This window comes from Thermoanaerobacterium sp. R66, assembly GCF_028895185.1.
In the GTDB taxonomy this organism is placed as follows: Bacteria; Bacillota; Thermoanaerobacteria; order Thermoanaerobacterales; family Thermoanaerobacteraceae; genus Thermoanaerobacterium.
Genome location: NZ_JAEUWW010000001.1, coordinates 849,711 through 871,966, shown reverse-complemented (window position 1 = coordinate 871,966; position 22,256 = coordinate 849,711). Strand labels below are relative to the sequence as shown.

The window sequence follows — 22,256 nt, the reverse complement described above, 5'->3', positions numbered from 1 at the left end:
TTGTAGTAAGAGGTGAAAAAGTTATGAAATTTACAAAGATGAATGGATTAGGCAATGATTTTATAGTCTTAGAAAATTTAGAAAACAAAGAGTTAGAGTATGACGTTTTAGCGAGAAAATTGTGTGATAGGCATTTTGGCATAGGCGGAGATGGTCTTTTGATAGTGGAGCCATCTGGAATAGCAGATATTAAGATGAGAATAATCAATTCGGATGGCAGTGAAGCAGAAATGTGTGGGAATGGAGCGCGCTGCTTTGCAAAGTATGTCTATGAAAATGGCATAGTTTCAAAAGGGAAAATGTCAGTTGAGACATTGTCTGGCATTGTAATGCCAGAATTAATATTTGAAAATGATAATGTGGACAAAGTAAGAGTTCACATGGGCAATCCTAATTTTAGGCCCGATTTAATTCCAGTAAAAACAGATAAAAATCAATTTATAGAAGAGACGATAAAAATAGATGGAAGAGCTTATACTGTAACATCGTTACTAGTTGGCGTACCGCATACTGTTATTTTTGTTAATTCTATTGATGAAAATATGATTGTGAATGTAGGGCCGTTAATTGAAAAATTACATATATTTCCACGTGGAACAAATGTTGATTTTGTCAAAGTTGAAGATGAAAATAATATTACGGTGAGAACTTGGGAAAGAGGTGCAGGCTTGACTCTTGCCTGCGGCACTGGTGCCTGCGCTTCGGCTGTGGCTTCCGCATTAACAAATAGGACAAAGAGGAATGTTCATGTTCATTTTAAAAAGGGAGATTTGTATATTGAATGGACATCTGATAACAATATTTATTTAACAGGTAAAGCCGAAAAAGTTTTTACTGGTGATATAGATATTGTTTAGAAGGAAATAATGTTGATTATAATATTGATGGGTGATAAGATGATAAAAAGCATGACTGGTTTTGGCAGAGGTGAAGCAATCGAAAATGGCTTTCACGTCTTAACTGAAATAAAAAGTTTAAACCACCGGTTTTTGGATTTGTCGATAAAACTTCCGAAAGTTTTAAGTGGGTTAGAAGATAGGATAAGGCTAAAAATTGGGGAAAGCATTAAAAGAGGTAGAGTAGAGATAAATATTTCTCTTGAGGCTTATGAAAAAAGTCTTGATTCCCTTGAGTTAAATTACGATCTTTTAAACCAATACATAAATATAATTCATGACTTAAAAAAAAGTGTTAATCTTACAGATGACATAAAATTAAGCGATATTCTATCAATACCGGGAATAATAGATGTGAAAAGCGTTAATGTAGACATAGACAATGTTTGGACTATCGTAGATAAAGCATTAGACATGAGCATTAAAAATTTAATTGACATGAGGGTTTTAGAAGGTATAAAATTAAAAGACGATATAATAAATAGATTGGACATGTTAAGTGGTATAATTGATAAGATAGAGGAAAGAGGACCTGCCGTTATAAATGAGTATAAGAAAAAACTTGAAACACGAATAAATGAGCTTATTGGTGGTGAACTTGATCAGAACAGGTTTTTAACTGAAGTGGCAATAATGGCAGATAAGACGAGCATTTCAGAAGAGATAACAAGGCTTAGAAGTCATATAAGCCAATTTAAGTTTTCACTGGATAGTTCTATGCCTATAGGAAAGAAATTAGATTTCTTGACACAGGAGATGAACAGAGAAGCAAATACAATTGGTTCAAAGTCAATGGATCTCGGTATAATAAATGGAGTCATAGAATTAAAAGATCAGATTGAAAAGATAAGGGAGCAAGTACAAAATATAGAGTAGGAGGATAATTATTATGGCCATCAAACTAATAAATATAGGGTTTGGCAATATTATTTCGGCAAACAGATTAGTAGCCATTGTTAGTCCTGAGTCTGCTCCTATAAAAAGAATTATACAAGAGGCGCGGGACAGAGGTATGCTTATTGATGCTACATATGGTAGGAGAACTAGAGCTGTTATAATAACAGATAGTGACCACATAATATTATCAGCAGTTCAACCAGAGACAGTTGCAAATAGACTAAATTCAAAAGACATAATTGACGAGGAAATTATTGAAGAAGAATCTGAAGATTAAGGGGAATGATGTTATTGTACAATAAGGGTTTATTGATTGTAATATCCGGTCCGTCAGGTGCTGGAAAAGGAACGGTTTGCAAAGCACTTTTAAAGAAAGACGAAAATCTCAAATTAAGCATATCAATGACTACTAGAAAACCTCGCAATGGAGAAGTTGACGGTGAAAATTATTTTTTCACTACAGTTGAAAAGTTTAAAACTCTTATAGAAAATAACATGCTTTTGGAATGGGCAAAGGTGTATGATAATTATTATGGTACACCGAAAGAATTTGTACAAAAAAATATAGATGAAGGTCATGATGTGATTTTAGAAATCGACATTCAAGGTGCTTTAAAAGTTAAGGACAAATATCCAGAAGGCGTATTTGTGTTTATTTTGCCACCGTCTATGGAAGAGCTTAAGAATAGAATCAAAAAGAGAGGAACAGAAACTGAAGAAGAGATTTTAAAGAGGTTTAAAAGTGCTTATGAAGAAATAAATTTCGTTTCCAGATATAATTATGTGGTGATAAATGATGATGTTGATTTAGCTGTTGATAAAATCCTTGCGATTATAAAAGCTGAAAAGTGCAGAGTTGATAGAAATAAGGGATTATATCTTGAAATAAAGGAGAGATGCTAAATGATTTTATATCCATCGATAGTAGATTTAATGAATAAAATTGACAGTAAATATACTTTGTGTGCTTTAGTTTCAAAGCGTGCAAGACAGATAATAAGCGGTGAACCAACTCTTGTGGAGACTGATTCCAAAAAACCCGTGACAATTGCTACTGAGGAAATAAATGAAGGACTTATAACATTTGAAAGGCAAAAATTTGGTTTGAAGTAGAAGGTGTTTTAATGGCTTATACGAAAAATGTGGTCATTGGTGTTACTGGAGGTATTGCTGCATATAAATCAGCAGATTTGGTTTCAAGGCTTGTTAAAAAGAATATAAATGTTGATGTTATAATGACAGAGTCTGCCACAAAATTTATTTCACCACTGACATTTGAATCACTAACACACAATAAAGTGATTGTTGATATGTTTGAAAGTCCTAAGTTTTGGGAAATAGAACATATAGCATTGGCAGAAAAAGCAGACGTGTTTGCTATCGTTCCTGCTACGGCAAATATCATAGGTAAAATAGCCAATGGTATAGCGGATGATATGCTTACAACCACTATAATGGCTACTAATGCGAAAGTTGTTATTGCCCCTGCAATGAATACAAATATGTATCAAAACATATTATTTCAAGAAAATTTAAAGAAGCTTAAGTCTATTGGATATTTTATAATAGAGCCTGAAGATGGAAGATTAGCCTGCGGCACATTTGGCAAAGGCAAACTAGCAAAAATCGAGGATATCGAGAAAAAAATATTGGAATTATTAGGGATAGAAAAAAAAGATTATGATGGTATTACTGTTTTAGTCACTGCAGGACCAACAGTTGAACCAATTGATCCAGTAAGGTATATTACAAATCGTTCTTCTGGAAAAATGGGTTTTGAAATTGCAAAGGCTGCAAAATCTCGAGGAGCTAATGTTATTTTGATTTCAGGTCCTACAAATATAGATGATCCAATCGATATTGAAACTATACACGTAAATACTGCTCTTGAGATGTACAATGAAGTTATGAAATTTAAAGGTAAAGTTGATATTTTTATTGGAGCTGCTGCTGTTGCTGATTATCGGCCGGAGATATATAAAAGTAACAAAATAAAGAAAAATGACGATGATCTTGCATTGAAGTTAGTCAGAAATCCAGATATTTTATATGAGTTTGGAAAAGAAAAAGGTAATACTTTTTTAGTCGGTTTTGCCGCAGAAACTGAAAATCTGATAGAAAGTGCCAAAAATAAGATTATAAGGAAAAATTTAGATTTGATTGTAGCTAATGATGTTTTAAGAGAAGGGGCTGGATTTTCAGGTGATACAAACATAGTTAGCATCATAGACAAGGATATGAACGTAAAAGAGTATCCTTTAATGAGCAAAACCGATGTAGCTCATGTAATACTTGATGAGATAAAAAATCTTTTTATTAGATAGCCTAAAGGCTTTTTTTTATGGGGGTATTTATGTTTGCTGATGTTGTTTTAAGTGAGTATTCACGAAATATCGATAGGATTTTAACTTACATTGTGCCAGATGGCATAAACGACATAAAGATAGGCACTAAAGTTTTAGTGCCTGTAAATAGAAGTACAGTAGAAGGTTACGTTATAAATTTATCAGAAAAAACAGATGTACCAATAGACAAGGTAAAGCCTATAGCTGATGTTGTGGATGATATTGTATTGTTTGATGACAAATTGTTAGACTTAGCTTTTTGGATGAAAGACTACTATAAATGCAATATTTCTGAAAGCTTGCAGTGCATCATTCCATCAGGGACAAAAAGCGGCATAAAAAAGGTAAAGACAGTCAAGCTTAATAATAGTTTTGTTGATGATTGTAAAGTTACTCAGAGGCAACTTGAGATTATAAATTATTTAAAGAAAAACGACTTGGTTGCATTATCAGATCTAGTAAAAGACTTAAATGTAAGTTATTCAACTGTAAACGGTTTGGTTAAAAAAAGGATTTTGTCAGTAGATTATGAGGAGATAAATAGGTTTAAAGCGACAGATTGTAATAGAACGAAAAAGCATATTCCCACTAAAGAACAGGAGCAAGTTATAAATGAAATAAAAAAAATCATTGGAAAAAGTATTTTCGAGAAGTATCTTTTGTTTGGCGTTACTGGAAGTGGAAAGACAGAAGTTTATCTTCAGCTTATTGAGAAATGCATCGAATTAGGAAAAGAAGCGATTGTCCTGGTGCCGGAGATATCTTTAACGCCTCAGACTATCGAAAGATTTGTTTCAAGGTTTGGTAATTTGGTTGCTGTTTTGCATAGCGGATTATCCGATGGAGAAAGATTTGACGAATGGAGAAAAATTGTAAATGGCGATGTGAAAATTGTCGTTGGTGTTAGAAATGCAGTATTTGCACCATTTTCTAATTTAGGGCTAATAATAATAGATGAAGAACATGAAAATACTTATAAACAATCTGATTTTAAGCCAAAGTATAATGTAAAAGAAGTTGCGGAAAAAAGATGTGAGATAGAGAAAGCTGTTTTGCTGCTGGGGTCTGCAACACCTCAGGTTGAAACGTACTATAAAGCTCTCAATAATGAGTATAAACTTTTGAGATTAAAAAATAGAATAGGGATTAGTTTACCTGAAGTCGAAATTGTCAATATGAGTCATGAATTGGCAGATGGCAATAATTCAATATTTAGTAGAAAACTTTATTATGAAATTAAAAAAAATTTGATTAAAGGTGAACAGACTATTTTGTTCCTAAACAGAAGGGGATTTTCTTCATTTGTCGTATGCAGGGATTGTGGTTATGTTCCTGAGTGCCCAAATTGTGATATATCACTTACATATCATGCAGATGATGGAAAGTTAAAGTGCCATTATTGCGGATACAATATCGATACAGTTCGTACGTGTCCTAAATGCGGAAGCAAGCGAATTAGATATTTAGGCATTGGAACAGAGCGTGTAGAAAAGGAAGTTAAGCGATTATTTCCTAAAAGTAGAGTCTTAAGAATGGACATTGATACTACTAAAACAAAAGGAGCTCATGAAAAAATTTTTAATGAATTTAGAAGCGGAAATGCGGACATATTGATAGGCACGCAGATGATTTCAAAAGGCTTTGACATACCAAATGTGACGCTGGTAGGAGTTATTCTGGCGGATATAACGCTGAATATACCTGATTTTAGGTCAGGGGAAAGGACTTTTCAGCTTTTAACACAGGTAGCGGGAAGGGCTGGCAGAGGAGAAAAGCCTGGAAGAGTAATAATTCAAACATATGAAGATGATAACTACAGCATAATAGCTGCAAAAAATCAAGATTATGAAGCTTTTTTCAATGAAGAAATACATTATAGAGAAACATACATGTATCCTCCTTTTACACATTTATTAAATATATTGATATCAGGGCCAGATAAAAATAACGTAATATCTAGTGCCGCATTGGTACATAATTTGATTATTAAAACTATTAACAAAAATGAAATAAAGAGTTATAATAAAGTATTAGGTCCGTCATCTGCTCCTATCGAAAGGATAAAAAACAATTATAGGTGGCAGATTATTGTAAAATCAGTTGAAAGAAGTGTTTTGGAAGATATATGTGATGCTTTAAATAGCCATAATTTTATGAAAGGCATCAAACTATCGTATGATTTGGACCCGCTTAATTTAATTTAAGGAGGATTTATATGGCATTAAGGTATATTAGAAAAATTGGAGATCCTATACTGTATAAAAAGGCAAAATACGTTGATAAAATAGATGATCATGTTATTATGATTTTGGATGACATGGCTGAAACTATGTATAATGCTGATGGCGTCGGACTTGCTGCAAACCAGATTGGTATCTTGAGAAGACTGGTGGTAGTGGATGTTGGAGATGGTTTGATAGAATTGATAAATCCAGAAATAATATTAGAAGAAGGCGAACAAATAGGAAAAGAAGGATGCCTAAGCGTTCCTAACGTGACAGGAGAAGTCAAACGTCCTAAAAAGGTAAGAGTAAGGTATCAAGACAGAACCGGAGAGTATAAAGAAATCGAAGGAGAAGACTTTTTAGCCAGAGCATTGTCACATGAAATTGATCATTTAAATGGAATATTGTTTGTAAATAAAGCGATAAGAATAATAAATGACGAGGAAGAAAAAATGGAGGCGGAGTGATTTGAACATTGTGTTTATGGGTACGCCTGAATTTGCTGTACCTTCACTCAAAAAATTGGTTGAATTTGGTCACAATGTGATGTTAGCTATAACACAACCAGATAAGCCTAAAGGCAGAGGCAAAAAATTGTCTTTTCCACCCGTAAAAGAATTTGCTATAAAACATGGCATAGAAGTCTATCAGCCTCTTAAATTAAAGAACAATGAAGAAGTATTTGAAAAAATAAGGAGATTGAATCCTGAATTAATAGTTGTGGCTGCATATGGCAAAATTCTTCCAGAAGAAATTTTAAAAATCCCGAAATTTGGGTGTATAAATGTTCATGCATCTTTGCTTCCAAAGTACAGAGGAGCTGCACCCATAAATTGGGCTGTAATAAACGGTGAAAAAGAGACAGGAATTACTATAATGTATATGGAAAAGGGATTGGACACTGGTGACATTTTATTGCAAAAGTCAATACCAATATTAGAAGAAGATAATGCTGAGACGATACATGATAAACTGGCGATATTAGGCGGAGACGTTTTAATAGATGCTATAAACATGATGTGCAATGGTACTTTAATGAGCGTAAAACAAGACGATAGCAAAGCGACGTATGCTCCGATGCTTGAAAAATCGATGGGGCTTATAAATTGGGAAAAAGATGCTATTGAAATAAGAAATCTCATTAGAGGATTAAGGCCATGGCCTGGTGCATATACGTACTATAATGGTAGCATGTTAAAAATTTGGTCTGCTGATGTATACCATTATTTTGGTGATGAAAAACCTGGTACAATTATCGAGTCAGATGATACTTTGATAATAAAATGTGGTAAAGAAGCGTTGAAAGTAATAGAAATTCAAGGTGAAGGCACGAGAAAAATGAATGTTGAAGACTATTTAAGGGGACACTTAATAAAAAAGGGCGATCAATTAGAGGGGATAACAATTTGAATGGGAAAAAGCGTGTTTTTTTTGGATTATTGAGTATATTGATATTGTTAATGACGTTAAGTATTTTTTTTCTTTTCTATATTGTGAGAAGCAAAAGCTCAGCTTTGTATAATTTTTTAATAGGATCTGCGATATTATTTTTCTCTGCAATTACTATTGTCTTGATTCTTACAGTTTTTGCTTTTTTGTATGTGATTTATAGAGGAAGAAATAATGAAATACTGAATAAAACATTATTATTGCTGATAGATGGGTTATATCCGCTTTTGGAGATATTAGGTGGTATATTTGGTGTTAAGAAGGATAAGATTCAACAGTCATTTACAAATATCAATAACTTTTTAGTAAGTTCAAGAAAAGGCAAGTATTTACCTGAGGAGCTATTGATATTGACGCCTCATTGCATACAGTTTAATGAGTGTAAATTTAAAGTTACCAATGACATTGACAATTGTCAAAGATGTGGGAAATGTCAGGTCAGCGACTTAATAAAGCTAAAAGAGAAGTATGGTGTAAAAATCGCAATTGCAACTGGAGGCACTTTAGCTAGAAAAGCTGTCATGGACACTAAACCAAAAGCCATCATTGCTATTGCATGTGAAAGAGACCTAACAAGTGGAATACTGGATGTGAAAAAAATACCCGTTTATGGTATAATAAATATAAGACCTTATGGCCCTTGCTTCAACACAAAAGTGGATTTAGATGAAGTCGAAAAAGCAATTATCAATTTTACGAATGGAGGATAGGATTTATGTTTTGGTATTACGATCCTACGTATATATTGCTGTTACCTGCAATTTTACTTGCAATGTATGCTCAATTTAAAGTACAAAGCACGTTTAACAGGTATTCAAATGTAAGAAACAGATATGGATACAGAGCTTATGAAGTGGCGAGGAAATTGCTAAATGATGCGGGGCTATATGATGTTAGCATTGAGATGATACCAGGTAATCTGACAGATCATTATGATCCAAGAAGCAGAGTGCTAAGGCTTTCTCAAACCGTCTATAGCAGTGATTCTATAGCAGCTATAGGCGTTGCGGCACATGAAACAGGGCATGCGATACAGCATGCTAATGGATACATTCCTCTTAAATTGAGAAATGCAATCGTACCTGTTGCAAATATCGGTACGACAATTTCATGGCCGCTTTTGCTGATGGGTTTTTTGTTTGGATATACACAATTGATAGATATAGGCATAATACTCTTTTCAGCAGTTGTTTTGTTTCAAATAATAACATTGCCAGTAGAACTTAATGCAAGCAATAGAGCAATAAGGCTTCTCGAATCTGGTGGGCTTTTCATGAGAGATGAACTTTATCCAGCAAGGCAGGTTCTTAATGCGGCTGCTTTGACGTATGTTGCCGCTGCATTTGCTTCTATTATGAATCTTATTAGGCTGATAATTTTAAGGGATAGGAGAGATTAATTTCTATCCCTTATTTATTAAAATTTTAGAGGTGTTTTAATGAATCAGAGAAATACTGCTTTTAAAATTTTGTACGATATAATTGTAAAAAAAGGATATTCCAATATTGTGTTGAACAAGTATCTTAATAACAATGAGTTGAGAGATATAGACAAAAGTTTCATTAAAGAAATAGTTTTTGGTACAATAGAGAGAAAACAAACTTTAGATCAAATAATTGATCGTTGTTCGTCAAAAGGCATCAAAAAGATAGACAACAAAATATTGATAATACTCGAGATGGGGTTGTATCAAATAATTTATATGGATAAAGTGCCTCAATATGCGGCTATTAGTGAAGCTGTAAATCTTGCTAAGGAGTATGCGGGAATACATGCTTCTAAGTTTGTTAATGCTGTGCTTCGCAATTATGTGCGCAATTCTGCAAAGATTGATATATTAAAATCTGACAAAAATGTTGTTGAATATATGGCATTTAAATATTCATATCCTGAATGGATTGTAAAAAGACTTTTAAATAATTATGATAAAGATACGGCTGAGGATATATTAAAGTCATTAAATGAAAAGCCGCAGATATCCATAAGGCTTAACACTTTAAAAATAGGAAGTAAGGATTTTGAAAAAATATTGATTGACAAAGGATTGAATTTTAAAAAGGGATCGTATGTGGATGATGCTTATTATATTGATTTAAAAAATATTGCAGGTGATGAAATCTACAAAAATGGCTTTGTGCAGATCCAAGATGAAGGTGCTATGATCATATCTAAAGTTTTATCACCTAATCCAGACGATCTTATAATAGACGTATGTAGCGCACCGGGTGGGAAAACTACACATATTTCTCAATTAATGAACAATAAAGGAAAAGTTATTGCGTTTGATATTCATGAGCATAAGATTGATTTAATAAGAATGAATTGCAAAAGATTAGGCGTAAACAATGTGGATGCGTATGTGTTTGATTCAACCAAGATAAATGAAAAATATATAGACAAGGCAGACAAGGTATTGGCTGACGTTCCATGCACTGGAATAGGAATCATAAGGAAAAAGCCGGATATAAAATTAAAGAACTATACGGATGAAGATATTAAAAAGCTGAATAACATTCAATACAGCATACTTAGCTCCAGTTCCAGATACGTCAAAAAAGGCGGATATATATTGTACAGCACGTGTACGATTGGAAGAGAAGAAAATATGAATATTATTGATAGATTTTTGGGTGAAAATAAGAATTTCGAGATTTCCGACATAAGACCTTTTCTTTCTGAAAAATTAGCATCACAAGTAGACGGTAAAGGCTACCTGCAATTGCTGCCAAATATCAATAATACAGACGGCTTTTTTATATGTAAATTGCAGAGAAATAATTAAATTTGTGATATAATATCTGTATGAAATTTTGGAGGCGTTTTAATTGATAGATTTAAAAAAAATGACTATTGATGAACTTGAAAAGTTTTTTCTTAACATTGGTGAAACAAAGTACAGAGCAAAACAGGTTTTTCGTTGGATTTATAGAGGGGTTACCAGTTTTGATGACATGACTGATCTAAAGAAAGATTTAAGGCAAAAGTTGAAAAATATGGCCTTCATTTCTAATTTGCAAATTGCAAAAAAAGTCGTATCAAGTGAAGATGGAACAGCTAAGTATCTTTTTTTGCTGGATGATGAAAATATTGTTGAAGGTGTAGCGATAAAGTATAGCTTTGGTAATACATCTTGTATATCTACTCAAGTGGGATGTAATATGAGATGTTCGTTTTGTGCATCAGGGATTGGCGGTAAAGTCAGAAATTTAAAAGCATCTGAAATGGTAGACGAAGTCCTTATAATGAATAAAGATTATGGTAAGATCTCCAATATAGTGTTGATGGGCAGCGGTGAGCCATTTGATAACTATGATGAAGTTATGAAATTTATAAAAATTGTCAATAATCCATTTGGCATGGGCATAGGTGTTAGACATATTACTATCTCCACATGCGGAATTGTGCCTAAAATTTACGAATTTGCAGATGAAGGGTTAGGAGTTAATTTGTCTATTTCGCTTCATGCACCTACTGATGATTTGCGTTCACAGTTAATGCCCATAAATAAGGTTTATCCTATAAAAGATTTAATTGATGCATGTAGGTACTATATAGACAAAACTCATAGAAGGATAACTTTTGAATACTCGCTTATAAAAGGCGTAAATGATAGCTATGATATGAGCTTAAAACTGTCCAATCTCTTAAAGGGGCTTTTGTGTCATGTAAATTTAATACCAGTGAATTACGTCAACGAGATTGGCTATGAAAAGGCTGATAACGAGAAGATAATGGCTTTTAAGAATGTGCTTGAGAGAAGTGGCATTACATGTACAGTGAGGCGTGAACTTGGCAGTGACATCGATGCAGCTTGTGGTCAATTAAGAAGGAAATATTTAGCTGGAAGGGTGAAATGATTTAGATGTTAGTATATGCACTTACTGATAAGGGTAATGTAAGAGAAAATAATGAAGATTCATATTTTATTTCTACAGATGAAAGAATAAAACTTTTTATTGTAGCTGACGGCATGGGTGGATGTAATGGCGGTGAAGTTGCAAGCAGATACGCAATAGAGGTCATTACAAAGTATTTTTTTAGCAATTATAGTAGTTGTAATAAAAATGATGATTCGATAAAGAAATTTATTGAGGATGCGGTTAGAAGTGCAAACTCTCACGTTTTTAATGAATCTTTTTCGAATATAGACCTTACAGGAATGGGTACAACGCTAACTCTCCTTTTGATAGAGAATGGAAAATTTTTTATTGGTCACATAGGTGATAGCAGAGCATATTTAATAAGAGACGATAAGCTCATGCAGATTACTGAAGATCATTCTTATGTGGAAGAATTAGTGAAATTAGGCAGGATAACCCATGAAGAAGCAAGAAATCATCCACAGAAAAACATTATAACAAGGGCACTTGGCATCGATGAGGAAATAGAAGTAGATATATTTACTGGCGATGTTTTTAAAAATGATGTCTTTTTGCTGTGCACAGATGGATTGACAAATATGCTTACAGACGATTTGATTTTAAAGGAATTTAATAGTTCTGAAAGCATAGATAAGGCTTGCGATAATCTGATTAAAATGGCAAAACAAAATGGTGGCTTTGACAATATTACTATTGTGGCGGTAAAGGAGGTGTGACTATATGGTTGGTAAAATGCTTGGAAATCGATATGAGATACTGGAAAAGATAGGCGAAGGTGGTATGGCAAAGGTATATAAGGCAAAATGCCATCTTTTGAATAGGATTGTTGCCATAAAAGTATTGAGATCGGAATTTGTGTCAGATGAAGAGTTTGTAAGAAGGTTCAAAAGAGAATCACAAGCGGCAGCAAGCCTTTCTCATCCTAATATTGTCAGCATATATGATGTTGGACAAGAAGGAGATATATACTATATTGTAATGGAATATGTCAATGGAAAAACTTTAAAACAATTAATTAAGGAAACGAATGGACCTTTGCCTATACCAAAATCCTTGGATATAGCAAGGCAAGTATGTAGAGCGTTGGAACACGCTCATAAACATCATATTGTTCACAGAGACATTAAGCCACAAAATATATTGGTGACAGATGACAACATTGTAAAGGTAACAGACTTTGGCATTGCAAGAGCAGCTAATGGTTCTACCATAACATATGGTGGAGGAGATGTTCTTGGTACTGCTTACTATTTTTCGCCAGAACAGGCGAAAGGTGCCATGATAGACGAAAAGACCGATATATATTCGCTGGGAATTGTCATGTATGAAATGCTAACTGGCAAAGTTCCTTTTGAAGGTGAGAGCCCAATATCGGTTGCATTAAAGCATATACAGGAAAATATAGTACCACCATCAAAGTTGAATCCTCGAGTACCTTATAAACTTGACAAGATAGTTTTAAAGGCCACCGAAAAAGATATAAATTACAGATATAAAAGTGCGGCTGAACTTTTGAATGATATTGATACGTTTATAAGCGATCCAGATAAATTGATCATAGGTGATTTAACTGACAACAATGTTACGAGGGTCATGAAGGCGGAAGAAATTAACGAGAAGATTAAGGATTCAAAAACACCGAGCAAAAGAAAAGGAAGAAAAATTTTAAGAAATATAGGGATTGCAATATTGATTTTAGCGCTTATGGCATCACTGTCTTACGGTACTATGTATTTTTTAAACAACATGGCTACTGCAGCAGAAGTGAAAGTGCCTGATATAAAAGGTCAAACACTAGACAAAGCAACTACAATATTGGAAAATAACAATTTGAAGTTAAATATTTCAGACAGTCAATACAGCGATGCTCCGACCAACACTATTTTGTCACAAGATCCACCGGCAGGAGAGACTGTAAAGAAGGGTTCTACTGTTAACGTAGTAGTCAGCAAAGGAAAACAGAATTCCGTTGTTCCTAATGTCATAGGCAGTGAATACAGAGATGCTCAGTTGAAATTAAAAAATAGTGGGCTAAATGCAAATTTAATTTGGGACTACAATGATAGCTATCCAAATGGCTACGTGTATGATCAAAATCCAAGGCAAGGTGTGCAAGTTGAATACAATACTGTTGTTGATGTTTATGTAAGCAAAGGACCAGAAATGGTTACAGTTCCTAATGTCCAGAACATGTCGCTTGATGATGCGACAAAAGCTTTGGAAGATGTAGGACTTAAGGTTGGAAATGTAACTACACAACCAAGTGACAGCGTGCCTGATAATTTTGTAATCTCGCAAAGCATACCTCAGGGCACCAGCATTCAAAAGGGCAAATCTATCGATTTGATTGTGAGCCAATCAACACAGACGCAGCAGCAACAGCAACAGACGCAGACTCAATTGCCTCAAGGATATAAGACAAAAGAGATTACAATTAACTTGCCTAATCAAGAAGGCCCTATGAAAGTTGATGTTTATGTTATACAAGATGGCAATAAGACATTGCAGTATTCAAATACGTATACCTATGCAGACAGTCCAATAACAGTACCAGTTAGTGGTAAAGGCAATGTTATTATTGAAGTTGATATAAACGGCAATGTTTACGAAACGATGGGGGCGAAATTTTAGTGGTATTAGTAGGACGAATTATTAAAGGCATTGGAGGTTTTTACTATGTTTCCACCGAGCATGGCACCATAGAATGCCGTGCTCGTGGTAAATTTAGAATTTCCAATATTATACCTATTGTTGGAGACTACGTTGATGTCGAATCACAAAATTTAAAAGATGGATTCATAGTGAATATACATGACAGGAAAAACCAATTAGTAAGGCCACCTGTGTCAAATGTAGATCAAGCAATAATTACTTTTTCGATAGTTAATCCTGATTTAAACAGATTGCAGCTTGATAAAATGATAATATTAACTGAAGTAAACGAGATAAATCCCATCATCTGCATAAATAAGGTTGATTTAGTTAATGAAGATGAATACATGCCAATATACAATACATATAAAAAATTAGGGTACGAAGTGATTACTACTTCCAAATACGATAACATTGGAATCGACAAGTTAAAAACAATTCTAAAAGGTAAAACTTCTTTTTTTACAGGTCCATCTGGCGTAGGAAAATCTTCTTTGATAAATTGTATTCATGGGCATGAAAGGCAAGAGATTGGAGATTTAAGTGAAAAGCTTAATAGAGGAAAGCATACGACAAGAAATGTGGAGTTAATACCTATTGATGGTGGCTATGTATTGGATACGCCTGGCTTTACCTCTCTAAATCTTGATATTGATGAAAAAAATCTCAAAAATTTTTATAAAGATTTTCAAGTCTTTGAAACAGAATGTAGATTTAATTCGTGCTTACATATTAATGAACCTGATTGTGGAGTTAAAAGTGCTGTTGAGAGTGGGATGATTGATAGAACAAGGTACTCAAATTATTTAAGTTTATATAATGAACTAAAAGCGAACAAAAGGAGGAAATATTAATAATGGAAATTTCTCCGTCGATTTTATCGGCTGACTTTGGAAATTTGTTATCTGATATACGAAAAGTTGAAGTAGAGAAACCCGAGTATTTGCATATAGATATTATGGATGGGCATTTTGTCCCTAATATAACGATTGGACCATTGGTATTAAATGCTTTAAAAGGCAAAACCAAGATTCCATTTGACGTTCATTTAATGATAGAAGAGCCTGACAAATACGTAAAAGAATTTGTCGATGCTGGAGCCAAAAATATAACAGTACATCAGGAAGCATGTGTACATCTAGACAGAACTTTGCAATTGATAAAGTCAATGGGTATAAATGCAAGCGTGGCACTAAACCCTGCTACATCTTTAGATACATTAAGATATGTATTGTCATCAGTTGATATGGTGTTGATTATGACTGTAAACCCTGGTTTTGGAGGGCAAGTATTTATAGATGGCATGTATGAAAAAATTCGAGAATTAGCATCAATTAGAAATGAAAAGGGATTGAATTTTAAGATAGAAGTTGATGGAGGTATTAATATTGATAATATAAAGGATGTAGTTTTGGCTGGAGCTGATGTGATTGTGGCTGGTTCGTTTATATTTGCCAATGGAGATCCTGGTGAAAATTTAAAAAAACTTAGAGAGGCAGCACTAAAATGAAGGTTTGTATTATCTCAAATGGAGAATTTAAAGATTCCAACTATTTTAAAAAAGCAATCGATGAATGCGACGTGGTAATCTGTGCGGATGGTGGAGCTAATATAGCTTACAAATTAGGCATAATGCCAAATTACATCGTAGGTGATTTGGATTCAGCGGATGATAAAATTATAGATTATTATTTGCAACAAGGTGTAATCATTGAAAAACATCCTACTATGAAAGACGAGACGGATAGTCAACTTGCAACGATAAAGGCTATAGACATAGGAGCTAATGAGATCGTGTATTTAGCGACGATAGGAAGTAGATTTGATCATTCATTAGCAAATTTGTCGCTTTTATTGTACCTTCTTAAGAGAAAAATAAAGGGAAAAATTTTGAGCGAAAAAAATGAAGTTTATCTTATTGATGATTTTATCGAATTGGAAGGCAAATCAGGTGATGTAGTTTCATTGATTCCGTACAGTTTAGACGTTAGAGGAATTTACACTGAAGGGTTGTTTTATCCTTTATCTGGTCAAGATATGTCTTTAGAGATGCCTTATGGGATTAGCAACGTATTTACAGATAGTAAGATTAAGATAAAGATAAATAGTGGTTATTTGCTTGTGATAAAATCTAAAGATTAGCACAAAATCTGCTCCTTTCGAATAAAATATTGAAAGAAAGGAGTGGATTTTTATGTGGAATAAAATTTATAGAAAAATTAGAATATTAAATAAAAAACTGAATTATTCAATTGGATATATTATAATTTCGCTTGGAATATTTATAATTGTATTGTACATACCAAGTTGGCTGTGGATGATACTTTTAGGATTTGCTGTAATAATGATTGGTTATTTTATTAATGCATATTTCAAATAGTAGATAAATAGTTTAGAAGTAAAAGGATAAAGGGGGATGCATATGAGTAAAAAAAAGGAACCTAAAATATACTACATTAGAATTCCTGATTTTATAAAAAAAATTTTGTCGTCATTTGCTAAGAGCAAAAAATAAAAAGCGTGCATATATGCACGTCTTTCTTTATATGGCTCTCTTAACTCTTCCTGATCTTAAGCATTTTGTACAAACATTCAATCTTACAGGTGTACCGTCCACTATGGCTTTAACACGCTTTAAGTTTGGCTGCCATTTTTTGATTGATTTTCTGTGGGAATGGCTGTATTGATATCCCGCCATTGGAGTTTTTCCGCATACTTCACATTTTCTCATCATGTGCACCTCCTCTTTGTCAACACTAACATTTTAGCAAAAAAATTAATAGACTTCAAGAAAAATAATTACACACTCTTTTATTATATCCACACAACAATGATATTTTAACATTATATTTTAATGCTGTAAATACTTTTTAATTAAAATTTGCATTAGCTTAAAATATAACAATTTTTTTCTTTATTGATGATTTAATTTGGATAAGGTAAAATATAATTATAATAGGAGGTTTTAAAAATGGAGCAAACAAAAAATAATTTAGGGAAAATAGATATTTCTGCAGACGTAATTGCATCTATGGCTAGTTATGCCACATCTGAATGTTATGGCATAGTGGGCTTAGGAAAACGTGGACCTGACGGGCTTATAGAGCTTTTCAAAAATGAGCAGTCAGGTAAAGGCATAAAGGTTGCATATGATGAAGACGGTATTGTTATAGATTTGTACATTGTTGTTGAATATGGAGTCAACATTAAGACAGTTGCTGCAAATATCATTGAAAAAGTCAAATACACTATAGAGACATATACAGGTGTTAATGTTAAAAATATCGTTGTAAATGTACAAAGCATAAAAGTTGATTTTTGAGGAGGAAAAACGGTTGGATCGCTTAGATGTTAATACTTTAAAACGCATGTTTAAGGCTGGATCCCAGTACTTAATAAATAAATCAGATGAAGTAAATAAATTAAATGTCTTTCCTGTTCCAGATGGTGATACAGGTTCTAACATGGCTCATACATTAGATTTTGCTGTTAAAGAAATGGAAAAAGCCTCTGATGATATGAATGAAGTTCTAAATAACCTTTCCAGAGGTGCTCTCTTAGGTGCCAAAGGAAATTCAGGGGTGATTTTATCTCAAATAATTAGGGGATTTGCCAAAAGCCTTTTGAACCATGATGAAATCACGACAAAAGATTTTGCTGAAGCTTTAAATGCTGGTTCAGCGATTGCATATAAGGCAGTTATGAAACCTACGGAAGGTACTATTCTGACTGTAGTAAGAGATTGTGCAAATGAGGCTTTGAAACTAACTTCTATTAATGACTTTGAGATTTTTATGGAGAAGATTGTAAAAGCTGCCTCAGAATCAGTGAAAAGAACGCCTGACCTATTGCCGGTGTTAAAGCAAGCTAATGTAGTTGATTCTGGTGGACAAGGCTTTTTATTTATGCTAATAGGAATGTTAGAAGCCATAAAAGGGCATGAGATAGCTGTTCAGCATGTTGTTGAAGACATCCATAAAAAAGAAAGTAATATTGCAGATATAAAGTTTACTTATTGTACGGAGATGCTTATTGATGCAAAATCTAAGAATTCTTCTAAGCTTAAAGCTGAAATTGAATCTTTTGGTGACAGTATAATCGTTGTTGGAGATGAAGATTTAATAAAAGTTCATATACATACTAATTCTCCTGGACTGGTATTGCAGAAAGGCTTAGAGTATGGGGAACTGGTAAAAGTCAAGATTGACAATATGAAACTACAGCATGAAAATGTAATTTTTGAATCAAACAAAGACAGAAATACTCATGCCAAAAAATATGGCTTTCTGGCTGTTTCACCAGGTGAAGGGATAAGCAGTTTGTTTCAAGATTTGGGGTGTGATATCGTAATAGATGGTGGACAAACTATGAATCCCAGCGCTTTGGATATATTAAATGGCTTAAAAGAAATAAATGCAGAAAATATAATTGTCTTTCCGAATAATAAAAATGTAGTTATGACATGTGAACAAGCTAAAAGTTTATCAGACAAAAATGTGCATGTCATAAATACTTACAGCTTTAATCAGGCTATAAGTGCCATGATAAACTTTGATGTCAATGCAAGCGTAGATGATGCGATCAAAAATATAAATGATACTATCGATAAGGTTACAACGGTAGAAATAACTTATTCTATAAGAGATACTGTATTAGATGGAGTGGAAATCAAGACTGGAGAAATTTTAGGATTTGTAAATGGACAATTTGTAGATAAAGGTACTGACTACAATGAAGTAGCAAGACAAATAGTGTCAAATGCTGTTTCTGCTGATACTTCAATAATAACCATTTATTATGGAAAAGAAGTTGAAGAAGAAGATGCAAAAAAATTGTTAAATACCATAGTATTTGATGGCGATGTGGATCTCCAATACGGCGGACAGCTTCTATACTATTATGTGATTTCGATTGAATAGGTGATTTTATGGATCTTTCAAAACCAATACAATATGTAAAAGGTGTTGGTCCAAAGAGAGCATTACTGCTTAAAAAAATTGGTATTGAAACTGTAAAGGATGCATTGGAGTATTATCCCAGAGAATATGAAGACAGAGAGAAAATAATTCCTATAGATATGTTGAAGATTGGTGAAAAGCAAACTTTTAAAGCGTACATCGCAGGGAAAGCGAGAGAATATAGGATCAAGGGACTAATAATCACGAAAGTACCTGTTAAAGATGGAAGTGGGGCTTTAGAACTTGTTTGGTACAACCAGCCGTACGTTAAAAATAATTTCAAATTAGGTGAAGAGTATATAGTAAATGGCAAGGTTTCCTATAAATATGGACAAGTGTACGTGGAAAACCCAACTATGGATAAAAGTGATGTTTTAAATCTAAATGCAGGACGAATTGTGCCGATATATAAGTTGACAGATGGATTAAGTCAAAAGATTTTAAGAAATATAATTTATAGCCTTTTAAAAGAGTATATAAATGAAATAGAGGAAATTTTCGACGAGGATTTTTTGACAGAATATAATTTATTGGGAATAAGAGAAGCCATAAAAAATATCCATTTTCCAGAGTCATCAGAAATGTTAGAGAGAGCTAAATATAGACTTATATTTCAAGAATTTTTTATTTTGCAATTGGGGTTAAATTTGATTAAAAATAGGTATGATATTGATAAATCAGGCATAAAGTTTAAACGTGTAGATTTAAGAGAATTCTTAGACAATTTAAAATTTAAGCTTACTAAAGCACAGGATAAAGCTTTAAACGAAATCTTAAATGATATGTATTCAGGGAAAGTGATGAATAGACTTTTACAAGGTGATGTCGGCTCTGGAAAGACGGTTATAGCAGCGGCAGCAATGTATGTCGCAGTAAAGAATGGATATCAGGCGTCCATATTGGCGCCAACAGAAATACTTGCAAAACAACACTATTTATCATTAAAAGAGTTGTATGATAAGTTAGGTATTAAAACGGAATTGTTGACAGGAAGCATCAGCAATAAAAGAAAAAATTTAATAATAGAGAAAGTAAAAAATGGTGAGATTGATGTATTAGTTGGTACACATTCTTTAATTGAAGATAATGTTCAGTTTAAAAATTTAGGTTTGGCAATAACAGATGAACAACATAGATTTGGAGTTCGCCAAAGAGCTGTGTTTAAAGATAAAGGCAATCAAACTAATGTTCTTGTAATGACAGCAACGCCTATTCCAAGAACTTTAGCATTAATGCTTTATGGAGATTTGGATATGTCTATAATAGACGAATTGCCTCCAGGAAGAAAGAAAGTTGAAACGTATGCAGTAAGTGGAGCTTTAAGAGAAAGGGCTTATAAATTCGTCGTAAATGAAATAAAAAAAGGACACCAAGCTTACATAGTTTGTCCACTTATAGAGGATTCACAAACTATATATGCAAAATCGGCAGAGGTGGTTTATGAAGAAATTTATAAGGGAGTCTTTAAGGATTTTAGAGTTGGCTTAGTTCATGGTGGAATGAATTCAAGCGATAAGGACAAAGTGATGAGTGAATTTGTTGATGGGGAAATTGATATATTAGTCTCTACAACAGTTATTGAAGTTGGTGTAAATGTTCCAAACGCAACAGTAATTGTCATTGAAAACGCAGAGAGATTTGGATTGGCTCAGTTGCATCAATTAAGGGGACGTGTAGGAAGATCGTCATATCAATCTTATTGCATTTTGATAGCTTACTCATATTCCGATGTTGTCAAAAAAAGATTGAAGGTGATGACTGAAACAAATGATGGTTTTAAAATTGCAGAAAAAGATTTGGAGATAAGGGGACCAGGAGAATTTTTTGGAGTAAAGCAACATGGATTGCCTGAACTTAAATTGGCCAATTTATTTGATGATATAGAAACATTAAAACTGGCTCAAAATGCTGTAGAAAGATTTATAAGCGATGATGGTAATTTTGAAAAGCATAGTAAAATGAAAGCAGAATTGATAGAGCGATTTAAGGATAAATTAGAAGGAATCATATTAAATTAATTGCTGGGAGGAAAAGATAATGGGAAAGATAGCCATAGTGACAGATAGTGTATCTGATATTCCAGATGATATTGTAAAACTATATGATATATATGTTGTGCCGCTGACAGTTGATATTGATGGTATATCTTATAAAGACGGAGTAGATATAAAAAAAGATGAATTTTACGATTTGATAAATTCCGGGAAAATGCCTAACACTTCACAAGTATCACCTATTGAATTTATGGATGTTTTTAGTGATTTGTTGAAAAGTTATGATGAAATAATCTGTATTTTAATGTCATCAAAATTGAGTGGTACATATCAGTCAGCATTGTTGGCTAAAGACAATTTAAAAAATCAAAACATAACAGTGATTGATTCTAAAAATTTTTCTTTAGGCGAGGGATTTATTGTCATCGAAGCTGGAAAAATGGCGTGTAATGGCAACACCAGTGATGAGATAATTGCCAGAGTGACAAACATGATACCAAAAATTAGCTATACAATGATCTTTGATTCGTTGGATTATCTTTACAAAGGAGGACGATTAAAAAAGACGCAGGCGATTTTAGGAAGTATTTTAAATATTAAGCCAATACTGGTTAATAATGATGGTGAATTAGAAATAAAGGACAAGGTTAGAGGTCGAAAAAATGCTATAAAGTGGATTATAAATTACATGAGAGAGACTAAAGTCGATTTTACTAAAAAAGAGATTGGACTTTTACATACTGACAGGGAAGAGTTTATGTTAGAAATTGAGAATGCAATTCGCAACGAATTTGGTGCAACTAATTTTATTAGAAATAGGGCCGGTTGTACAGTTGGAGTTCATGCTGGACCGTCTGCTGTTGGAATATTTTTTGAATTTAATTAAATTTTATTTTAAATTAAGTTTTAACGCCATTTTTGTCATCTCGAAACAAAATTGCTAAATAAATTATAGTTTA

General features: G+C 33.2%; 23 protein-coding genes. 22 read left to right on the top strand and 1 reads right to left on the bottom strand.

Features of this window, described 5'->3' with window-relative positions; translation table 11 throughout:
• Positions 1 to 23 precede the first annotated feature (23 nt).
• The 18 genes from dapF to JJQ93_RS04230 all read left to right on the top strand — a co-directional run bounded on the left by dapF (position 24) and on the right by JJQ93_RS04230 (position 16,487).
• Positions 24 to 857 (top strand): diaminopimelate epimerase, encoded by an 834-nt coding sequence (gene dapF / locus JJQ93_RS04315; RefSeq protein ID WP_274892847.1) that lies wholly within the window; start codon positions 24 to 26, stop codon positions 855 to 857.
• Between the two features lie 9 nt (positions 858 to 866).
• Positions 867 to 1,772 carry a YicC/YloC family endoribonuclease gene (locus JJQ93_RS04310; protein ID WP_240495787.1) on the top strand — a complete coding sequence of 302 codons (906 nt, stop codon included), beginning with the start codon at positions 867 to 869 and terminating at the stop codon, positions 1,770 to 1,772.
• A gap of 13 nt (positions 1,773 to 1,785) precedes the next feature.
• On the top strand, positions 1,786 to 2,070 hold the full coding sequence (gene remA / locus JJQ93_RS04305; protein WP_013788171.1) for an extracellular matrix/biofilm regulator RemA: 285 nt from the start codon (positions 1,786 to 1,788) through the stop codon (positions 2,068 to 2,070).
• Between the two features lie 8 nt (positions 2,071 to 2,078).
• Positions 2,079 to 2,696 carry a guanylate kinase gene (gene gmk / locus JJQ93_RS04300; protein WP_168170177.1) on the top strand — a complete coding sequence of 206 codons (618 nt, stop codon included), beginning with the start codon at positions 2,079 to 2,081 and terminating at the stop codon, positions 2,694 to 2,696.
• Entirely contained in the window at positions 2,697 to 2,906 is a 210-nt protein-coding gene (gene rpoZ, locus JJQ93_RS04295) for a DNA-directed RNA polymerase subunit omega (protein ID WP_274892846.1), read from the top strand. It begins immediately after the preceding gene.
• 11 nt (positions 2,907 to 2,917) lie between these two features.
• On the top strand, positions 2,918 to 4,117 hold the full coding sequence (gene coaBC / locus JJQ93_RS04290; protein ID WP_085112032.1) for a bifunctional phosphopantothenoylcysteine decarboxylase/phosphopantothenate--cysteine ligase CoaBC: 1,200 nt from the start codon (positions 2,918 to 2,920) through the stop codon (positions 4,115 to 4,117).
• A 29-nt stretch (positions 4,118 to 4,146) separates the two neighbouring features.
• Positions 4,147 to 6,342 carry a primosomal protein N' gene (gene priA / locus JJQ93_RS04285; protein WP_274892845.1) on the top strand — a complete coding sequence of 732 codons (2,196 nt, stop codon included), beginning with the start codon at positions 4,147 to 4,149 and terminating at the stop codon, positions 6,340 to 6,342.
• A gap of 11 nt (positions 6,343 to 6,353) precedes the next feature.
• Complete coding sequence (def, locus tag JJQ93_RS04280; protein WP_085112030.1) at positions 6,354 to 6,830, top strand: peptide deformylase; 477 nt, start codon at positions 6,354 to 6,356, stop codon at positions 6,828 to 6,830.
• 1 nt (position 6,831) lies between these two features.
• On the top strand, positions 6,832 to 7,773 hold the full coding sequence (gene fmt / locus JJQ93_RS04275) for a methionyl-tRNA formyltransferase (protein WP_085112029.1): 942 nt from the start codon (positions 6,832 to 6,834) through the stop codon (positions 7,771 to 7,773).
• Positions 7,774 to 7,934: 161 nt separating this feature from the next.
• The gene (locus JJQ93_RS04270) at positions 7,935 to 8,522 is read left to right on the top strand and encodes a DUF116 domain-containing protein (RefSeq protein ID WP_274892844.1); all 588 of its coding nucleotides are present in this window, start codon (positions 7,935 to 7,937) and stop codon (positions 8,520 to 8,522) included.
• A 5-nt stretch (positions 8,523 to 8,527) separates the two neighbouring features.
• Positions 8,528 to 9,211, top strand: a complete 684-nt coding sequence (locus JJQ93_RS04265) for a zinc metallopeptidase (protein ID WP_085112027.1) — start codon at positions 8,528 to 8,530, stop codon at positions 9,209 to 9,211.
• 39 nt (positions 9,212 to 9,250) lie between these two features.
• A complete protein-coding gene (gene rsmB / locus JJQ93_RS04260; RefSeq protein WP_274892843.1) occupies positions 9,251 to 10,594 on the top strand; it encodes a 16S rRNA (cytosine(967)-C(5))-methyltransferase RsmB in 1,344 nt (447 codons plus the stop codon).
• 43 nt (positions 10,595 to 10,637) lie between these two features.
• Positions 10,638 to 11,669: a dual-specificity RNA methyltransferase RlmN gene (gene rlmN, locus JJQ93_RS04255; protein ID WP_274892842.1), complete on the top strand. Its 1,032-nt coding sequence runs from the start codon at positions 10,638 to 10,640 to the stop codon at positions 11,667 to 11,669.
• A 5-nt stretch (positions 11,670 to 11,674) separates the two neighbouring features.
• Positions 11,675 to 12,409, top strand: a complete 735-nt coding sequence (locus JJQ93_RS04250) for a Stp1/IreP family PP2C-type Ser/Thr phosphatase (protein WP_045411886.1) — start codon at positions 11,675 to 11,677, stop codon at positions 12,407 to 12,409.
• A 4-nt stretch (positions 12,410 to 12,413) separates the two neighbouring features.
• Positions 12,414 to 14,324, top strand: coding sequence for a Stk1 family PASTA domain-containing Ser/Thr kinase (gene pknB / locus JJQ93_RS04245; protein ID WP_274892841.1), 1,911 nt, complete (start codon positions 12,414 to 12,416; stop codon positions 14,322 to 14,324).
• Entirely contained in the window at positions 14,324 to 15,199 is an 876-nt protein-coding gene (gene rsgA, locus JJQ93_RS04240) for a ribosome small subunit-dependent GTPase A (RefSeq protein ID WP_274892840.1), read from the top strand. Before pknB ends, rsgA begins: the two co-directional genes overlap by 1 nt.
• A 2-nt stretch (positions 15,200 to 15,201) precedes the next feature.
• Positions 15,202 to 15,855 carry a ribulose-phosphate 3-epimerase gene (gene rpe / locus JJQ93_RS04235; RefSeq protein ID WP_045411894.1) on the top strand — a complete coding sequence of 218 codons (654 nt, stop codon included), beginning with the start codon at positions 15,202 to 15,204 and terminating at the stop codon, positions 15,853 to 15,855.
• On the top strand, positions 15,852 to 16,487 hold the full coding sequence (locus JJQ93_RS04230; protein ID WP_045411896.1) for a thiamine diphosphokinase: 636 nt from the start codon (positions 15,852 to 15,854) through the stop codon (positions 16,485 to 16,487). Before rpe ends, JJQ93_RS04230 begins: the two co-directional genes overlap by 4 nt.
• Positions 16,488 to 16,887: 400 nt before the next feature.
• Here JJQ93_RS04230 and rpmB read toward each other — a convergent pair whose 3' ends face one another.
• Complete coding sequence (rpmB, locus tag JJQ93_RS04225; protein ID WP_082243678.1) at positions 16,888 to 17,076, bottom strand: 50S ribosomal protein L28; 189 nt, start codon at positions 17,074 to 17,076, stop codon at positions 16,888 to 16,890.
• 240 nt (positions 17,077 to 17,316) lie between these two features.
• Here rpmB and JJQ93_RS04220 point away from each other — a divergent pair, with 240 nt between their 5' ends.
• Genes JJQ93_RS04220 through JJQ93_RS04205 form a run of 4 tightly spaced genes read left to right on the top strand, consistent with a single transcriptional unit; the run spans position 17,317 to position 22,183 of the window.
• Positions 17,317 to 17,667 carry an Asp23/Gls24 family envelope stress response protein gene (locus JJQ93_RS04220; RefSeq protein WP_085112022.1) on the top strand — a complete coding sequence of 117 codons (351 nt, stop codon included), beginning with the start codon at positions 17,317 to 17,319 and terminating at the stop codon, positions 17,665 to 17,667.
• Positions 17,668 to 17,713: 46 nt separating this feature from the next.
• Positions 17,714 to 19,264 carry a DAK2 domain-containing protein gene (locus JJQ93_RS04215; protein WP_085112041.1) on the top strand — a complete coding sequence of 517 codons (1,551 nt, stop codon included), beginning with the start codon at positions 17,714 to 17,716 and terminating at the stop codon, positions 19,262 to 19,264.
• A gap of 8 nt (positions 19,265 to 19,272) precedes the next feature.
• Positions 19,273 to 21,321, top strand: a complete 2,049-nt coding sequence (gene recG / locus JJQ93_RS04210) for an ATP-dependent DNA helicase RecG (protein WP_085112021.1) — start codon at positions 19,273 to 19,275, stop codon at positions 21,319 to 21,321.
• 19 nt (positions 21,322 to 21,340) lie between these two features.
• Positions 21,341 to 22,183 (top strand): DegV family protein, encoded by an 843-nt coding sequence (locus JJQ93_RS04205; RefSeq protein WP_013788149.1) that lies wholly within the window; start codon positions 21,341 to 21,343, stop codon positions 22,181 to 22,183.
• The last annotated feature ends 73 nt before the right edge of the window (positions 22,184 to 22,256 follow it).